Annotated in this window: 15 protein-coding genes and 1 pseudogene; 7 read left to right on the forward strand and 9 right to left on the reverse strand. The window is 64.5% G+C overall.

Annotated elements, in window-relative coordinates:
• From E0E00_RS14265 to E0E00_RS01990, 7 genes and pseudogenes are all read right to left on the reverse strand, one after another.
• Nucleotides 1-501: pseudogene (locus tag E0E00_RS14265) on the reverse strand (hypothetical protein); the annotation flags it as partial.
• Nucleotides 488-2,074 carry an MBOAT family protein gene (locus tag E0E00_RS01965; protein ID WP_130810925.1) on the reverse strand — a complete coding sequence of 529 codons (1,587 nt, stop codon included), beginning with the start codon at nt 2,072-2,074 and terminating at the stop codon, nt 488-490. The gene E0E00_RS01965 and the pseudogene E0E00_RS14265, both read right to left, overlap by 14 nt.
• 10 nt (nt 2,075-2,084) lie before the next feature.
• On the reverse strand, nt 2,085-2,336 hold the full coding sequence (locus E0E00_RS01970) for an acyl carrier protein (protein ID WP_130810927.1): 252 nt from the start codon (nt 2,334-2,336) through the stop codon (nt 2,085-2,087).
• A gap of 73 nt (nt 2,337-2,409) precedes the next feature.
• The gene (locus E0E00_RS01975; RefSeq protein ID WP_242622091.1) at nt 2,410-3,597 is read right to left on the reverse strand and encodes an alanine racemase; all 1,188 of its coding nucleotides are present in this window, start codon (nt 3,595-3,597) and stop codon (nt 2,410-2,412) included.
• The gene (locus tag E0E00_RS01980; RefSeq protein WP_130810929.1) at nt 3,597-5,111 is read right to left on the reverse strand and encodes an amino acid adenylation domain-containing protein; all 1,515 of its coding nucleotides are present in this window, start codon (nt 5,109-5,111) and stop codon (nt 3,597-3,599) included. The genes E0E00_RS01975 and E0E00_RS01980 overlap by 1 nt, the downstream gene beginning before the upstream one ends.
• 40 nt (nt 5,112-5,151) lie before the next feature.
• Nucleotides 5,152-6,582, reverse strand: coding sequence for a hypothetical protein (locus tag E0E00_RS01985; protein ID WP_130810931.1), 1,431 nt, complete (start codon nt 6,580-6,582; stop codon nt 5,152-5,154).
• Entirely contained in the window at nt 6,569-8,155 is a 1,587-nt protein-coding gene (locus E0E00_RS01990) for an MBOAT family protein (RefSeq protein ID WP_130810933.1), read from the reverse strand. The genes E0E00_RS01985 and E0E00_RS01990 overlap by 14 nt, the downstream gene beginning before the upstream one ends.
• Before the next feature lie 384 nt (nt 8,156-8,539).
• Between E0E00_RS01990 and E0E00_RS01995 the strand changes: the two genes are divergently transcribed.
• Together E0E00_RS01995 and E0E00_RS02000 are read left to right on the forward strand one after the other, a co-directional pair.
• Nucleotides 8,540-9,742 carry an acetyl-CoA carboxylase biotin carboxylase subunit family protein gene (locus E0E00_RS01995; RefSeq protein WP_130810934.1) on the forward strand — a complete coding sequence of 401 codons (1,203 nt, stop codon included), beginning with the start codon at nt 8,540-8,542 and terminating at the stop codon, nt 9,740-9,742.
• Between the two features lie 10 nt (nt 9,743-9,752).
• The gene (locus tag E0E00_RS02000) at nt 9,753-10,232 is read left to right on the forward strand and encodes a GNAT family N-acetyltransferase (RefSeq protein WP_207302617.1); all 480 of its coding nucleotides are present in this window, start codon (nt 9,753-9,755) and stop codon (nt 10,230-10,232) included.
• A gap of 45 nt (nt 10,233-10,277) precedes the next feature.
• Here the strand turns inward: E0E00_RS02000 and E0E00_RS02005 are convergent, their stop codons facing one another.
• The gene (locus E0E00_RS02005; RefSeq protein WP_130810935.1) at nt 10,278-11,027 is read right to left on the reverse strand and encodes a nitroreductase family protein; all 750 of its coding nucleotides are present in this window, start codon (nt 11,025-11,027) and stop codon (nt 10,278-10,280) included.
• Nucleotides 11,028-11,223: 196 nt separating this feature from the next.
• On the opposite strand from E0E00_RS02005, the gene E0E00_RS02010 reads away from it, so the two are divergent.
• The 5 genes from E0E00_RS02010 to pflB all read left to right on the forward strand — a co-directional run bounded on the left by E0E00_RS02010 (nt 11,224) and on the right by pflB (nt 16,081).
• Nucleotides 11,224-11,580: a DUF1304 domain-containing protein gene (locus E0E00_RS02010; protein ID WP_130810936.1), complete on the forward strand. Its 357-nt coding sequence runs from the start codon at nt 11,224-11,226 to the stop codon at nt 11,578-11,580.
• Between the two features lie 100 nt (nt 11,581-11,680).
• Nucleotides 11,681-11,851, forward strand: a complete 171-nt coding sequence (locus E0E00_RS14270; RefSeq protein ID WP_165443506.1) for a hypothetical protein — start codon at nt 11,681-11,683, stop codon at nt 11,849-11,851.
• Between the two features lie 2 nt (nt 11,852-11,853).
• Nucleotides 11,854-12,564: a Crp/Fnr family transcriptional regulator gene (locus E0E00_RS02015; protein ID WP_130810937.1), complete on the forward strand. Its 711-nt coding sequence runs from the start codon at nt 11,854-11,856 to the stop codon at nt 12,562-12,564.
• A 492-nt stretch (nt 12,565-13,056) separates the two neighbouring features.
• The gene (gene pflA, locus E0E00_RS02020; RefSeq protein ID WP_130810938.1) at nt 13,057-13,800 is read left to right on the forward strand and encodes a pyruvate formate-lyase-activating protein; all 744 of its coding nucleotides are present in this window, start codon (nt 13,057-13,059) and stop codon (nt 13,798-13,800) included.
• Nucleotides 13,801-13,810: 10 nt separating this feature from the next.
• The gene (gene pflB / locus E0E00_RS02025; RefSeq protein WP_130810939.1) at nt 13,811-16,081 is read left to right on the forward strand and encodes a formate C-acetyltransferase; all 2,271 of its coding nucleotides are present in this window, start codon (nt 13,811-13,813) and stop codon (nt 16,079-16,081) included.
• A 143-nt stretch (nt 16,082-16,224) separates the two neighbouring features.
• Here pflB and E0E00_RS02030 read toward each other — a convergent pair whose 3' ends face one another.
• Nucleotides 16,225-17,496, reverse strand: a complete 1,272-nt coding sequence (locus E0E00_RS02030) for an MFS transporter (protein WP_207302618.1) — start codon at nt 17,494-17,496, stop codon at nt 16,225-16,227.
• Between the last annotated feature and the right edge of the window lie 100 nt (nt 17,497-17,596).

Below are 17,596 nucleotides of genomic sequence, written 5' to 3' on the forward strand. Positions count from 1 at the left end.
GTAGTCCGCCACGGCCTGGGGGAGGGGCTCGCCCTGCATCTTGGCGCGCGTGAAGGCCACGTGCGAGCCCGGCCATTCGACCGTCGAGATCGACTCGTAGTCCACGGCAAGAATCACCCGACGCACGTGGTGGTCCTCGATGGCCTGCCTGGCCGCGGTGTAGGAGTCGTCCAGCTCCTGCGCGGGCGTTGACATGTTGAACGTGCTGGTGCCCAACGCCGCGTCGAGGACGCCCGGGTCGAGGGCGCGCTGGCCGGTCGAGGAACCCACCACCACGGTGTCGATGCCCTCCCCCGCCGCGCGGTACTCCTCCCACATCACGTTTGCCAACGAGCTGTAGAGCTCAAAGCCCAGGTTGGTGAGGACATTTGCCGCAACGATGAGCAGGACGATAACGGTGACCTCGATTGCGCGGCGCCAACCATGACGCGGTGCACGGGGCTGGCGTACGGGAGTTGCGGGAGTCTCGGCCGTGGGGGTCTTCTCGCTAGAAGTTCGCATACATGAACCCCCCGGAGGCGTTCTGGGTGAGGAAGCTCGCGACCACGATGAGGCCGATGGCCGCCGAGTAGAAGAGGCCGCGGGCGACGCAGTTCCAGCCCAGGATGCGGCCATCCACGTCCACGCCGCGCTCCTGCGCGAGGCTCACGGCAAGGACGACGAGGCACGCCACGGCCGGGAAGGCCATGAACTTGAGGGTGGAGCCCTTCACGCCCGCCTGCGCGAGCCACAGGAGGAACTGCTGCGGCGCGAAGTTCGCGACCGTGTTGCGCAGGCAGAGGAGCGAGTCCCCGAGGTCGTAGACGCGGTCGAAGTACCAGCCCACGTTGACCACGAGGAAGGTGCGGAGGACGCGGAACAGGTGGTGGGCGCGGGGGCGGTCGCCCACGCGCAGGGCCTCGTCCGCGCGGCGGAAGGCCGGCGCGAGGAGGTCGGCGGCCGCGATCACGAGGCCGTTGTAGAGGCCCCAGGCCACGAAGTGGGGCTCGGCCCCGTGCCAGACGCCCACGACCAGGAAGACGACTATGTTGGCCACGCAGGCGGGCAGCGTGCGGCCCAGGTGCCCGCCCAGGCGCGAGGACGCCCGGCGGCCGAGGCCGGCCACCGGGCGCGGGACCGCGAGCGGGAAGAACACGTAGTCGCGCATCCAGGCGCCGAGGGTGATGTGCCAGCGGCGCCAGAAGTCCGCGAGGCTCGACGAGAAGTACGGGCGGCGGAAGTTCTCGGCCATCTCCACCCCGAAGAGCGAGGAGGCCGCCTCCACCATGTCTATGCCGCCGGAGAAGTCGCCGTACTGCTGCGCCGAGTAGAGGAGTATGCCGAAGGCCACGACGGAGCCGGGGATGCCGGGCGTCACGTTGGAGAAGATCTGGTCGATGGTGCCAACGAGCATGTTGGCGATGGCGTACTTCTTGAGCGCGCCATACCCAAAGCGGAGGAGCGAGCGTCGCACCGGGATGCCCTTGGCGGAGTGCCCCTCGAGAAGCTGCGGCCCCAGCTGCTCGTAGCGGTTGATGGGCCCCTGGATGACCTGCGGGAACCAGGACACGAAGAGCAGGTGCTTGAGGGGGTTTCGCTGCGGCTCGAAGCGGCCGTTGTAGGCGTCCACGAGGTAGGAGGCCGACTGGAACGTGTAGAAGGAGATGCCGAGCGGCAGCGCCAGCCCCAGGCTCGCGGGCGAGGGGGCGAGGCCCACCTCGTAGATGATGACGTTCCAGTACTTGAGGTAGGCGAGCATCCCGAGGCACGCGACGAGGGCCGCGACCAGCACGGCCCGGCGCCGCCCGGCCCAGCGGGCCCTGGCCGCCTTCCTCGCCGCCCGGTCCGGCGCGGCGGCGCGCTCGGCCCCGCAGGCCGCGTCCATGCGGGCGAGCGCCAGCGGGGCCGCCCAGGTGACGAGCGCGCACGCCACCATGTAGGCGAGCGTCTGCCACCTGCCCACCAGGCAGTAGAAGGCGAGGCTGGCGACCAGCAGGACGACCCACTGGATATGGCGAGAGATGCGGCCTACCAGGTAGTAGGCCGCAAGCGAGGCTGTGAGGAACAGCACGAACGAGAGCGAGAGCAGATCCAACGGTCGGCTCCTAGCCCTCCTCGTCCACCAGGCGCTTCACCATGTCGAGCATGGCCTGCGCGCTGTTGAAGTTGTCAGGGACAATGTCCTTGGCAGGCACCGAGACGTCAAACTCGTCATTGATGGAGCTGATGATGGAGAGGATGTCGAAGGAGTCCAGCACGCGGTCGTCCACGAGCGTTGTGCAATTCGCGTAGTCGACATTACCCTTGACGTCCTCGAGCAGTTCGATCATATGGCCGAGCGTCAGATCGTCATCCATGGTTGCCTCCAAATGTCCAACAGATTTCGTAGCAAGCGATGAAAGTCTATCGCAGCCGAGGCACGGGGAGCCCCTAGCAGCAGTTGCTATTCCAAGTCTCCATGTGCTCGCGGACCACTCGGACCCCACGGGCGTCGCGCAGGGCAACGAGGGGCATGGTCCGGCTGAGGAAGAGGTAGATGCCTTCGGTCACGGAGTAGGCGCCGATGTTGTCGAAGGCGAGAAGGTCGCCCACGCGCAGGTCAACGAAGGGGGCCTTGCGCACCAGCACGTCAGCCGTGGTGCAGAGGCTGCCACAGAGTGCCCAGTCACGGGCGTTGTCCGCGTCCTCCCCCGCCTTCACGCGTGCCTCGTGCGAGAGGTTGCGGATCCTCGGCTCCTTCATGCCCATCATCTGGCCAAAGTACGTCACGTGGTTCATGCCGCCATCGATGAAGGCGTAGCTCGTGCCCTCGTTGTCCTTCTCGTCCACGATGCGTGCCAGGTAGTGACCGCACTCGGTAGCCAGGAAGCGGCCCATCTCCACCTGCAGCTCCACGCGCTCCGCCATGGCCGCGAGGTCTGGCGCGAGATCGAGCGCGGGTGTCAGCGTATCCGAGAAGTCCTGGCCCTCGAAGAGCGGCACGGCAAGTCCGGGACCATACTCGAGGCGCTGCGCCCGCCAGCCATGATTGCGCTCGAGCTCGTCCATAAGCTCGGCGAGCATGGCAAGCTCCTTCTGCTGCCACTTGAGCTTGGCGCGCTGAGTGCCCACGAAGTAGTGGATGCCCACAAGCTCGCAGCCCACAAGCTCGTCTCTGTGGTCGACTGCGCGGAGAAGGTCTTCTCGACTCATGCCAAACTGGCTGCCGCCGTTCAGGCGCAGCAGCGTGGGTACGCGCATGCCGACAGCAGCCGCCTCGGCGTCAACCAAAGCCAGCTGGCCGAGCGACTCGGCTGTGAAGGTGCCCGCGCCAAAGCGCAGGGCCTCGTGCACGTCCGCAGCCTGCTTGCACACACCCGAGTAGACAATGCGCCTCGGGTCCACGGCGTCACGCTCGCAGATGGCCAGCTCACCAGGGCTGCAGACCTCAAGGGCATAGCCGTGCGCCATCGCCGTGGGCACGAGAAACGGGTTGGCCTTGACCGAGTAGCACAGGTCGACCTTTGGCCCCCAAATCTCCCGCACGGCATCAAGGCGCGTGCCAAGCGCCTCGGTGTCAAAGACGTAGGTGGGCGTCCCCAGCGTGTTTGCGCAGGCGAGAAGCTCGTCGTTGGTCATCATTGCCTTCCCATCTCGTCAAGGGCCTTGCGGTCGATCTTGCCGTTCTTGGTGAGCGGCATCTGGTCCACGCGGCACACGTGGTTGGGTTCCATGTAGGGAGGAAGCGCCATGGACAGTGCGTCTGCCAGGCCCTTCTCGTCAATCGTACCCATATAGTACAGGCGAATGCGCTTGCGGCGATGGTCGTAGGTGCAGCAGGCACGCCCGACGCCGTCGGTTGCCTGTGCTGCGGCCTCGATGTCACCCAGCTCGATGCGCTGGCCCATATGCTTGATCTGGAAGTCCTTGCGCGACGAGTACACCAGGTTGCCATCCTGGTCGTAGGTCGCAAGGTCACCAGTACGATAGATGGGCTCGAGCCAGCGGCTGTTCAGCGGGTTCTGCGCGAAAGCCGCCGCAGTGCGCTCGGCGTCTCCAAGGTAGCCCAGGCCCAGTGCCGTGCCCGAGACGCAGACCTCGCCTTCCACACCCGGCTCCGTGACCCCGTGGCCCTCCTCGTCCAAGAGGAAGACGCGCTCGTTGGGGAAGGCCCTGCCCATGGGGATGACCTCGTGCTTGCCAAACTCGCGCTCCACCACGTAGTACGTGCAGTTGCACGTGATCTCGGTGGGGCCGTAGAGGTTCACGTAGGTGGCGTCGGGCAGGTAGCGGCGCCATACTGCCAGCTGCTTGGGCGGCATGACCTCGCCCGAGAAGAGCACGCGACGCACCGTGGTGGGCACGCGGTACTCAAAGCCGTTCATGATGGAGACGAAGCACATCGCCGAGACCGCCCAGATAAGCGTTGTGACCTGGTTGTCTGCCAGGTAGTCCATGAGCCTGGTGGGCTGCGTGAAGTACGTGCGCGGTACCAGCTGCAGCCGGGAGCCGCAACGAAGCGCCGAGTAGATGTCCTTCACCGAGACGTCGAAGTCAAAGGGCGCCTGATTGGCAATAACGTCGCACTCGCCAATGCCAAAGATCTGGTCGAACACAGGGATGAAGTCGATGACCGAGCGGTGTGAGACCACCACGCCCTTAGGCGTACCCGTGCTGCCGCTCGTGAAGTTCACGTAGAGCGGGTCCACATCCAACGCCTGGGCGCGCCTGCGGGCGAGAAGCCCCTCGTCAACAGGGCCTTCCACGATGTCCTCGATGCGCGCGATCTCGACGCCCTCATGCCCGAGAAGCTCCTGCGCCCGTGCTGCGTTCTCGGCATCGGTGAGCACGCAGGATGGCGCGAGCGCGTCGACAATGGCGTGAACGCGGCCCTCCGGCTGGCGGATGTCGATCACCGAGTAGAACCCGCCCGCATAGACGGCGCCCAGCATGCAGGCAAGCGCACCGCAGCTCTTCTCGAGAAAGAGTGCCACGGCCTGGCGGGGCCTCGTGCGCCCCGCAAGCCACGTACCAGCCGCCTCGGCCTCGCGGTGCAGCTCGCCATAGGTGAGGCTTGCGTCCGGATCGGCCACGGCCACGCGCTCCGGCGTTGCCACGGCCGTGGCCTCGAGCCATTCGATCACGTTTCTCATGTCTTCTTCCTTCCTGTGCCAGGTGCCTGTGTGGGGCTGCCTAGCTCGAGATGTCTACCAGGCAGTAGCGTTCGTAGCCCATGGTCGTGCCTGCCTTGCGCACGCAGACTTCGACCTGCCCCGAGCACGGGGGAGTCTGGTCCCGAGGGATGGTGCAGGTGTCGCTTGTCCCCCAGTCCTGGATGACCGTCGTGCCTCCGTTCTCGCCCACAGATGAGAAGCGATACTCCACCTGCACGCTGGAGCCCGTATAGGCTGTCGCCGTCACGACGGTGTCGGTTTCCTCCAGGGTAGTCGTGGCAGTCACCGCCGAGATGGCGTCAATGGAGGCAAGGTAGCCATCCCACTGGTCGTAGGGATACGTGAGGTCCGAGACCGAGCCGCCTGCGTCTAGCGTTGCGAGCGCCTGGGCAAACGCCTGCGAGAAGCGGGCGGCTCCGTCGTGGTTCAGGTGCTCGCCGTCGTAGAAGTCGGTGTCCTCGGGGGTATACCAGCTGCTCTTTGCCATGTTGGCGTCAATGAGGGTGCCCCCGCCCTCCTCGACCACGCTCTCAAGCCGCGACATCTGCTCGGGGTACGCATCACCGTAGGCAAGCACGTTGAAGGCCGGGCGCGGCGTGGCCACGACCACGAGCTCAACGCCATTCTCGCGGCACAGATCGCAGATGTCCTGGATCCAGTCGAGGCCCTGCTGGTCAAAGCCTGCCGGCTCGTCTCCCTTCACCGAGATGTGATCCTGTGCCGTGGAATAGTCGAGCACGCCGTCGTAGTTGCCGTAGCCCTTGCCGTAGTAGGTCCAGCCGTTCATGACGCGCTCGGCGGCCTCGACGGGTGCCGTGCCGCTCAGGCGGTCGCGAAGGTTGGTCAAGATGTGCCTGGCATCGAGCTCTACGTGGTTGTAGCCCCAGGGGAAAAGCGCACAGATAGAATCCGGCCCGTCGAAGAACGATGCGCTGGTGAGGAGCCTCCCGTAGTCCGCCACGGCCTGGGGGAGGGGCTCGCCCTGCATCTTGGCGCGCGTGAAGGCCACGTGCGAGCCCGGCCATTCGACCGTCGAGATCGACTCGTAGTCCACGGCAAGAATCACCCGACGCACGTGGTGGTCCTCGATGGCCTGCCTGGCCGCGGTGTAGGAGTCGTCCAGCTCCTGCGCGGGCGTTGACATGTTGAACGTGCTGGTGCCCAACGCCGCGTCGAGGACGCCCGGGTCGAGGGCGCGCTGGCCGGTCGAGGAACCCACCACCACGGTGTCGATGCCCTCCCCCGCCGCGCGGTACTCGTCCCACATCACGTTTGCCAACGAGCTGTAGAGCTCAAAGCCCAGGTTGGTGAGGACATTTGCCGCAACGATGAGCAGGACGATAACGGTGACCTCGATTGCGCGGCGCCAACCATGACGCGGTGCACGGGGCTGGCGTACGGGAGTTGCGGGAGTCTCGGCCGTGGGGGTCTTCTCGCTAGAAGTTCGCATACATGAACCCCCCGGAGGCGTTCTGGGTGAGGAAGCTCGCGACCACGATGAGGCCGATGGCCGCCGAGTAGAAGAGGCCGCGGGCGACGCAGTTCCAGCCCAGGATGCGGCCATCCGCGTCCACGCCGCGCTCCTGCGCGAGCCTCAGGGGAGGGCCGCCGAGGCACGCCAGGGCCGGAGAGGCCAGGAACTTGAGGGTGGAGCCGTTCACGGGCGCCTGCGCGAGCCACAGGAGGAACTGCGGCGGCGGGAAGTTCGCGACCGTGTTGCGCAGGCAGAGGAGCGAGTCCCCGAGGTCGTAGACGCGGTCGAAGTACCAGCCCACGTTGACCACGAGGAAGGTGCGGAGGACGCGGAACAGGTGGTGGGCGCGGGGGCGGTCGCCCACGCGCAGGGCCTCGTCCGCGCGGCGGAAGGCCGGCGCGAGGAGGTCGGCGGCCGCGATCACGACGCCGTTGTAGAGGCCCCAGGCCACGTAGTGGGGCTCGGCCCCGTGCCAGACGCCCACGACCAGGAAGACGACTATGTTGGCCACGCAGGCGGGCAGCGGGCGGCCCAGGTGCCCGCCCCGGCGCGCGGACGCCCGGCGGCCGGGGCCGGCCACCGGGCGCGAGACCGCGAGCGGGAAGAACACGTAGTCGCGCATCCAGGCGCCGAGGGTGATGTGCCAGCGGCGCCAGAAGTCCGCGAGGCTCGACGAGAAGTACGGGCGGCGGAAGTTCTCGGCCATCTCCACCCCGAAGAGCGAGGAGGCCGCCTCCACCATGTCTATGCCGCCGGAGAAGTCGCCGTACTGCTGCGCCGAGTAGAGGAGTATGCCGAAGGCCACGACGGAGCCGGGGATGCCGGGCGTCACGTTGGAGAAGATCTGGTCGATGGTGCCAACGAGCATGTTGGCGATGGCAATCTTCTTCAAGGCTCCGTAGCCAAAGCGCAGGATGGACCGGTCGTAGCGAACCGAGCGCGCCTCGTGGTACTCAACGAGCTGCGGCCCCAGCTGCTCGTAGCGGTTGATGGGCCCCTGGATGACCTGCGGGAACCAGGACACGAAGAGCAGGTGCTTGAGGGGGTTTCGCTGCGGCTCGAAGCGGCCGTTGTAGGCGTCCACGAGGTAGGAGGCCGACTGGAACGTGTAGAAGGAGATGCCGAGCGGCAGCGCCAGCCCCAGGCTCGCGGGCGAGGGGGCGAGGCCCACCTCGTAGATGATGACGTTCCAGTACTTGAGGTAGGCGAGCATCCCGAGGCACGCGACGAGGGCCGCGACCAGCACGGCCCGGCGCCGCCCGGCCCAGCGGGCCCTGGCCGCCTTCCTCGCCGCCCGGTCCGGCGCGGCGGCGCGCTCGGCCCCGCAGGCCGCGTCCATGCGGGCGAGCGCCAGCGGGGCTGCCCAGGTGACGAGCGCGCACGCCACCATGTAGGCGAGCGTCTGCCACCTGCCCACCAGGCAGTAGAAGGCGAGGCTGGCGACCAGCAGGACGACCCAAGCATAGTTGCGAAAAATATGTCCCACCACGTGGTAGGCAGCAAGGGATACCGCAAGGAACAACAGGAAATGCAAGGAGAACAATTCCAAGGTGCAATCTCCCCGACCTTTGGCACTGCACGCGAACAGATGTGTCTAACTCTATCCATCTGGTATCCCGCGGCCGGATATCCGACACAAGAAACATGAAAGGGCGCCCGTCCATGGCTCCCGTGGTTCTCTCGCCCTCAAATTATTGCGCGCTCATTGACGTCAAAGGAGCATTTGCCCAGTTGGCCTTTCTCTCAACGCAAGGGAGCGCGCAATAGCTCTCGGCCGAGGGCGAGCGGGCCGCCCTGTCGTGCACAATCTCGGGAGGCGCGCGAGAAGCCCGGACACAGCGAGAGCCCCAGCCATACCGAAAGCCCTGGTCGTTCTATCATGGACAGCAGACCGAATCAGCGGAGATACACCGAGCAGCGAGAGGGAGGGCCCGTGAACTTTGTCTTCATCTCTCCTCAGTTCCCAGAGACCTACTGGCTGTGGTGCGACCGCCTGCGCTCGTGCGGCGCCTCGGTCTACGGCATTGGCGACACCCCCAGCGAGGCAATATCCCCCGAGCTGCAGCGCGCGCTCGACGAGTACGTCTACGTTGACTCGCTTGAGAATTACGACAAGGTCTTCCGTGCCGTTGCATACCTGTCCTGGAAGCACGGGCACATGGACTGGATCGAGTCGATGAACGAACACTGGCTGCCGCTCGACGCCCGGCTGCGCGACGACTTCCACGTCACGACCGGCGCCAGTCTCGCAACCATCGACCAGTGGCAATCCAAGGCCCAGATGAAGCCGCTCTACTCAGCGGGCGGCGTTCCTACTGCAAGGCAGGTGCGCGTGGGCTCGCTTGATGACGCCCGTCGCGCCGTGTGGGAGTGGGGCGGGTTTCCCGCCTTTGCCAAGCCCGAGTACGGGGTGGGCGCGGGCGGAGCCATGCGCATAGACAACGACGACCAACTCAGAGACCTCATTGACCGCTGCTCATGGCAGGGTGCCCCGTCCTACGTGCTCGAGGAGTTCGTCCCGGCGGCAGGCATCGCCGCCTACGACGCAATCATCGACCCCTGGGGGAAGCCCGTCTTCGAGAACCAGGAGGAATTTCCCCCCTCGATGTCCGATGTCGCGCGGCAGGGCCTCGACCTCTCGTACTACTGTTGCCCCGGCATCGACCCGCGCCTGCGCGACCTGGGCCACGCCGCGGTGCACGCCTTTGGGATACGGGCGCGCTTCGTCCACCTGGAGTTCTTCCGTCTCGCCGAGGACCGCCCGGGGCTGGGGCGCACAGGCGACTACGTTGGCCTTGAGGTCAACTGCCGTCCAACCGGCGGCTACACGCCAGATATGATGAACTTCGCGCACTCGACCAACGTCTACCGCATCTGGGCCGAGATGGTGTGCTTTGGGAAGCGGCATCTGCCCGACGCCCATGACAACTGGTTTGCCGTGTACGCGGGACGGCGAGATGCCCACAGCTACTCCCACAGCCACCGCGAGATCCTTGCGCACTGGGGAGGAAGCCTCATGATGGAGCGCCGCGTGCCCAACGCCCTCTCGGATGACATGGGCAACCACATGTACGTGGCACGCGTGCGCACCGAGCGGGAGCGCGAAGAGTTCATTTCATACGTACAGGAAGGATAGGATAACAAATATGCAGGTGAGAAGGGCCATCGATGCAGACATCCCCGGAATTGACAGCTGTCTCTCGCAAGTGCTCGAGGTGCACGCCAAGGGTCGTCCGGACCTCTTTCGCTCGGGGACGCGCAAATACACCGATGACGAGCTGCGCGAGATTATCGCGGACGACGCAAGGCCCGTCTTCGTGGCCGTGATCGAGGGCACCGCACCCAGCGAAATTCTCGGCTACGGCTTTTGCATCGTGGAGGACCACACCCACTCCAACAACTTCCAGCCCATTCGCACGCTCTACATCGACGACATCTGCGTAGACGAGGGTGCGCGGGGGCAAGGCGTGGCCACGGCAATCTACCGGCACATCATTGCCTTTGCGCGCGAAGGTGGGTTCCACAATGTGACACTTAACGTGTGGGAGTGCAACCCGGGGGCCCGCAAGTTCTACGAGGCAATGGGCATGGACGTGCAGAAGACCTGCATGGAACAGGTGCTGTAAGGGTGGCGCAGCCAAGTGGTCGCACCTGCGGCAGACGCAGACGCCCTAGCGCACCACCGGATCTGCCCAGGCGAAGTTCTCCATGCCGGCACCCAGCTCGAAGTGGAGCTTCACGATACCCAGGTCAACACGGGCACAGGGGCCACCGTTGGTGCTCAGCCCCACGAGCGGCATCCCGTCCGCATTCGTCTTGCGCGTCAGCTGCAGCCAGAAGGTCTGCTGGTTCATGGCGGTGGGGGCGAGCAGTGCGTAGCGAACGCCGCGGGAAAACCACTCGGGCGCATTGGTGACCGGGCGGGCCACCTGCGCGACTGTCCGCGAACGGTGCGCTTCTCCCTGCGTGGTACCGTGACCTAACGCGATGATGGCGACGAGCTTGTCCTTCTGCGCGAGCGTCTGACGGACAGTGCGGCGCTTGTAGGTAGCGGCAACCCAGCAGCTGTTGAGGCCGAGCCGCTGTGCCTCAAGCGCGACCTTCTCGGCAAAGTAGCCGGCACGCATGTCGAGGTTGTTGCTGGAATGGCCAGCCACCACCAGGTAATTATTGACGTTGACAAAGCCGGCGCGGCGAGCGAGCGCGCTCGAGAACACCTCCGGGTCGTCATAGGCCAAGCGCATGTGGAGCGTGCCGTCTGCGTTCGCTGCGGCAACGGCCTCCTCCAGTGCCGCGCGCTCGTCCGCAGAGATGGGCTCCTCGGCAAACCTTCTCACGGCATGCCGCGACTCGACGGCCTCATCGCTGCTCATGCAGTAGCTCATCTCGCCACCCTTTCCGTCGGATTCGACACGCCCCATAGTACCGTTCTGGCCGGTGTCGCGCCCGACATTCCCACCAGCGCTTTGACTGGCGCGGCATCTCTCGCCAAAACTGCCAAAGCCAAAACTAAATTGTGTACGATTTATTAAGGCCTTCTGCCGCCCTCGATGTGAAATGGAGCGGCACTAGACTTCTCGGCGACCAAGAAATGCTACGCCATCGATAGGAGTTACCATGTCCGTCATCACTATCGTGCTTGCCCTGCTTGTTGCAGCCGAGTTCCTTTTCATCTTCTACCTGGAGACCATCGCGACCACCTCACCGCACACCGCACGGACGTTCAGCATGACCATCGACGAGCTTTCTCGCCCCTCGATGAGCACGCTCTTCAAGAACCAGGGCGTCTACAACGGCATCCTGGCGATTCTGCTGCTTGTTGCCGCACTGGTCATCCCCAGCAAGACGGCGGTGATTGCGCTCAGCGCGTCGATGGTTGCCGTTGCGGCGTACGGAGCCGCCACCAGCGATCCCAAGATTCTCCTCAAGCAGGGCCTTCTCCCCGCAGTCTACCTGGTGAGCTGCCTCATCTAGGTCGGTGCATCAACCGCACAGGTACAAGACGGACACAGTGGACTCGGCGCGACTATCATGGGAGACCACAGTGACGGCAGCAAGGAGAGGGGGTCACGGAGTGAGCGGGGGAAAGCAGCACAGCATCTATGAGAATGGCGCTTGCGACGAGCTGGCCGCCCCCGCAGGCGTGTGCCAGCATACGGTTTCCACAAGCGAAGATGCCCTGGTATCCTGTGTGGCGAGACCGGGATTCGCCTTCGCTGGCTTCAAGTTGGCCGAACAGGGCTAGCCGTGGCGTACGAGGATGACATAGCCTGTCAGCAGTGCGCGACCTGCGGCTACAAGGCGGTCAATGGCACCTACGTGAACAAGATTCGCCTGTTCGCAGGGCTGCCCGATGACGCAAAGCGCGATCTGCTCGCCCGCTCCACGCGCTCCACCCACCGACGTGGCGACATCCTGGTGCACGAGGGTGACCCCATCGACTCGGTTCTTATTGTCCGGTCGGGACGAATCAAGACGTTTCGTATCGATCCGGACGGGGTGGAGTACGTGCTTGACGTGTTGCATGACGGACAGGCCATCTGGCATGGAATGTTTCTCGAGGACAACGTCTACCACTATTCCGTGGGCTGTCTCACCCGCCTCGAGCTGTGCTCCATTCATCGCACGGACTTCGAGGCCATGCTGGCGAAGCACCCTGACGCCGCCATGGGCCTCATTCGCATGGTGTGCACGGAGCTGGATGACGCCGAGGAGAAAGCCATGATGCTCGGCATCCGCGACCCCAAGCGACGCGTGGCGCAGTATCTGCTCCTTCGTGACGAGCGCTGCATCGGAGCCGAGATCCATCTGGGACTCGAGGACATTGCGGCATCGGTGGGCCTTAGACCCGAAACCGTTTCCCGGGCGATTTCCTCGCTAAGCAAAGACGGACTGGTCGAACGTGTTGGGCGTGGGCGGCTGAGGCTGCTCGATCGCGACGCCATTCGCAAGGTGTAGCGGCCTGCGCCCAGTAGCCTTTGGATGGCACGTGTATAAAACCGGCCTATCGCGGGGATTTTCGAGGTCTGCTGCACAAAACCGGCCTATCGCGGGGCGCTTTTAGTCACCCATCATCAACCTTCAAACTATATTTGCATAATCGTGCATAATTTGTATTATTTATGCATATATTTGCAACAGCAGCTAAATAACTGATGTTACACCCATAAATACGCCCGCGATAGGCCGGTTTTGTGCAAGCGGACGCCAAATTCCCTTCGATAGAGCCATTTTGTGCAGAGGGTGACCCCGGGCAACTCCGTCAGCGCGACCCTGACACCACTCCAGTCGGCATTCCCAACGCGTACGATGCGCCGCCTTGGAAAAGTATCATAGTTATTTCCAACATATTCCTGTTCCTTGATTACAGTCAAGGAACAGGCCTCGCCCTCACCTTACATTTGAGTTCGCACAGCTGGGTGGGTCATTCTTGGCGGACGGAGGCGAACCATGCAAGGTCTTGTTCACTCGACAGAGTCGTTCGGGTCGGCTGACGGCCCGGGCGTGCGCTTCGTCGTCTTCCTCCAAGGCTGCCCCATGCGCTGCCGCTACTGCCACAACCCCGACACCTGGGCCCTCGACCGCGGCACGCCCATGGACGTGGTCGACCTCCTTGACAGGGCAGAGCGCTACCGCAGCTATTGGGGCGCTGACGGCGGCATCACCGTCTCGGGTGGCGAGGCCCTGCTCCAGCCGGAGTTTGTGGCAGGGCTCCTCGAGGGCGCCCACGCTCGCGGCATCAACACCTGCCTGGACACCTCCCTCGCGCCCTTCACCCTCAGCCAGCCCTTCTACCAGGCATGGAAGCGCGTCATGGCCGCCTGCGACCTGGTCCTCGCCGACATCAAGCACATCGACCCCATCGGGCACCAGAGGCTCACGGGCCATCCCAACGAGAACATCCTCGAAGGACTGAGGTGGCTCTCCGACCACAAGATTCCGACCTGGATCCGCCACGTCCTTGTTCCTGGCATCACCGACACCGAGGAGTACCTCGAGCGCACCCGCGACTTCATCCAAACGCTCGACAACGTCCAGCGCATCGAGGTCCTCCCCTACCACACGCTCGGCATCTTCAAGTGGGACGAGCTCGGCATCCCCTACACGCTGAGGGACACCGAGCCGCCCACGCCCGAGCGGGTCGAACATGCGCTTCATATTCTTCGTGCCCCGAAAGGGGCACAGGCGAAATAGGAGGTTCTGCATGGCACTACGCGAAGAATGGAAAGGCTTCTCGGCAGGCCACTGGACGGATGACGTGAACGTCCGCGACTTCATCCAGCGCAACTACACCCAGTATGACGGGGACGAGTCGTTCCTCGCCGGCCCCACCGAGGCCACGGACAAGCTCTGGGGCAGGGTGCAGGAGCTCCAGGCGCAGGAGCGCGCCAAGGGCGGCGTGCTCGACTGCGAGACCGAGGTCGTCTCGGGCCTTACCGCGTACGGCCCCGGCTACATCGACCCCGAACTCAGGGACCTCGAGCAGGTCGTGGGCCTCCAGACCGACAGGCCCCTGAAGCGCGCCTTCATGCCCTACGGCGGCATCAAGATGGCCCAGCAGGCAGCGGAGAGCTACGGATACAAGATCAACCCCAAGTACGACCAGATCTTCAACGAGTACCGCAAGACCCACAACCAGGCCGTCTTCGACGCCTACACCCCCGAGATGCGCGCTGCTCGCCACAGCCACGTGATCACGGGGCTACCCGACACCTACGGCCGCGGCCGCATCGTGGGCGACTACCGCCGCGTCGCGCTCTACGGCATCGACTTCCTCATCGCCAAAAAGCAGGAGGATCTCCTCAACTGCGGCGACGGCACCATGACCGACGACGTCATCCGCCTGCGCGAGGAGATTGCCGAGCAGGTCCGCGCCCTCAAGGGCATGGGGGAGATGGCCAAGGCCTACGGCTACGACATCTCCCAGCCCGCGCGCGACGCGCACGAGGCCGTGCAGTGGCTCTACTTCGGCTACCTCGCCGCCATCAAGACCCAGAACGGGGCCGCGATGTCCGTGGGCCGCATCTCCACGTTCCTGGACATCTACATCGAGCGCGACCTTGCGGCAGGCACGCTCACCGAGAGCCAGGCGCAGGAGCTCATCGACCACCTCACGCTCAAGTTCCGCATGGTCAAGTTCGCGCGCATCCCCAGCTACAACCAGCTCTTCTCCGGCGACCCCGTCTGGGCGACGCTCGAGGTGGCCGGCCTTGGCCAGGACGGCCGCCACATGGTGACCAAGAGCGACTTCCGCTTCCTCCACACGCTGGAGGACATGGGACCGGCCCCCGAGCCCAACCTCACGGTGCTCTACAGCCAGCGCCTGCCCGAGGCCTTCCGCCGCTACGCGGCCAGGATCTCCATCGCCACCAGCTCGATCCAGTACGAGAACGACGACGTCATGCGCCCCATCTGGGGTGACGACTACTCCATCTGCTGCTGCGTCTCGGCCACCCAAACCGGCAAGGAGATGCAGTTCTTCGGCGCCCGCGCGAACCTCGCAAAGTGCCTGAACTACGCGATCAACGGCGGCAGGGACGAGAGGTACACCGACAGGCAGGGCAACCACATGCAGGTGGGCCCCGAGCTCGCGCCCGTCACGAGCGAGTACCTCGACTACGACGAGGTCATGCACAAGTTCGACATCATGATGGACTGGCTGGCGGACCTCTATGTGAACACCTTGAACCTCATCCAGTACATGCACGACAAATACTACTACGAGGCCGCCGAGATGGCCCTCATCGACACCGACGTGCGCCGCACCTTTGCCACGGGCATCGCGGGCTTCAGCCACGTGGTGGACTCGCTCTCTGCCATCAGGTACGCCCGCGTACGCACCGTGCGCGACGAGACCGGCCTGGTGGTCGACTACGTGCCCGAGGGCGACTTCCCCCGCTACGGCAACGATGACGACCGTGCCGACGAGATCGCCGTGTGGCTGCTCAAGGCCTTCATGACCAAGATCAAGAAGCACCACACCTACCGCAACTCCGAGGCCACGACGTCCATCCTCACCATCACCTCGAACGTGGTCTACGGCAAGGCCACCGGCGCCCTCCCCGACGGCCGCCCCGCGTCCACGCCGTTCGCCCCCGGTGCCAACCCCAGCTACGGCGCCGAGAGGAACGGCCTTCTCGCCAGCCTCAACTCCGTGGCCAAGCTCCCCTACGAGTACGCGCTCGACGGCATCTCCAACACGCAGACCATCAACCCCAGCGCGCTTGGCACCGATGACGAGCAGCGCAGGAACAACCTGGTGAACGTCCTCGATGGCTACTTCACCCAGGGTGCGCACCACCTGAACGTCAACGTCTTCGGCGTGGAGAAGCTCAAGGACGCGATGGAGCACCCGGAGAGGCCCGAGTATGCCAACTTCACGATCCGCGTCTCCGGCTACGCCGTGAAGTTCATCGACCTCACGCGCGAGCAGCAGCTCGACGTCATCGCCCGCACCTGCCACGACCACATGTAGGCGCAGGTAGGACGTAGCATTGCCGCCCCTTTGGTGTCCGAGTGACGCCGAGGGGGCGACTTTGTTGAGTGGGGTCCTGGCGCATGGGCCCATTGGGACGTCTTCGGAAAGATTTGGCTCCCCGCGACCAGGAAGTGCACCTGTTACTTCTCGCGCCCGTGCCGACGTACCGCCACGAGCGTAGGGGCAACTGCGAGAGACACGAGCGCACTTGCCAGAAAGACGAGCGACGAAGGCGTGAAGCCGTCCCCCACCACGCCAAAGCCCGCAATGGCACCGGAAGACGAGCTCACCGCCGAGCCGATCCACGGCCCCACCAGCATGGGAACGAGCACGACCATGAAGATGCGCACCCCCTGGAGAAGCCCCGCACGATCCGAGGGCGTGTTGTTGCGCACCTCGGCAGCAAAGCAGGCCACCGCCGAGAGAAGATACCCGCACAGCATGAGAACGGACCCCGCAAAGACTCCGACGATGTCCGTCAGCAGCGTGAGAAGCACGCATCCCACACCAAACAGCGCGAGCGGCAAACGCACGGCCCGCTCGAATCCCACGCTGTCCAGGTGCCGTCCGTAGAAAATGGTAAACGCGGCAGCAATCACGATTCCCGGTGCCATCACGAACACGTAGCCCTCCCCCAAGACGTACGGAAGTCGCAGGTAGAGCACGTAATACGGCATGAAGACCTGCAGTGCCGTCGAGAAGGCGCAGTAGCCGAGAAGCACAAGGTAGAGCCTGGGATTCGCGCGCATCGCGGAGGGCGAGAAGCCATGCGCCACGCTTGCAAGCCAGCCCTTCTCGGCGGCACCTGACGGATGGGAGTCATCCATGAGGGCTGCCGAGACAAGCGCCGCGACCATCACGCTCACACCAACTACCACGAAAAGCGTCGGGTAGTCATAGGTCACGGCACCCCCCGCGCCTACATGCATGAGGGCCATCGCGCCGCCAAAGACGGAAAGCATCGCGATGAGCGGCATCGCTGAGTTCACACCCTCCACGCGTCCGCGGTTTGTCTCGTCAGTGGTGTCTGTCACCCATGCGTTGAAGCTCGCATCGTTGGAAAGGCTGCCGAAGAAGGTCATGATACAGTCGAAGACGATGGTCAGGGTGACGCCCAGTCGCGCTGCAGCGGTAACATCAGAAGAGACCGCGTCCGAGAGGCCCTGGATCAGCGCGAACCCAATAATCGATACGCCCCAGAGCAGCGCCCCCACAACCACGAAGGGCTTGCGGCGGCCCACATGATCGGACCACGCACCCACCGCAAGCGTGGTCAGCGTGGCCGTGAGCGCGGAGGTGGAGACCATCAGCGCCACATCGGCAAGAGACGCCCCAAAGGCATCCTGGATGAACAGGTTGAGGAAGTTGTTCTCAACGGCCCAGGCCACCTGCCCCACAAAGGCGAGGAGCAAGATAACCAACCAAGCAGTTGGAGAGATTGGTGTCTCAGCCCTGCGCGTTACAGAAGGGCGCCCCCATCTTCTCATGTGCGTCTCCTCTCCTGCGCACCCG

It is taken from the genome of Olsenella sp. Marseille-P4559, assembly GCF_900605015.1.
Lineage (GTDB): Bacteria > Actinomycetota > Coriobacteriia > Coriobacteriales > Atopobiaceae > Tractidigestivibacter.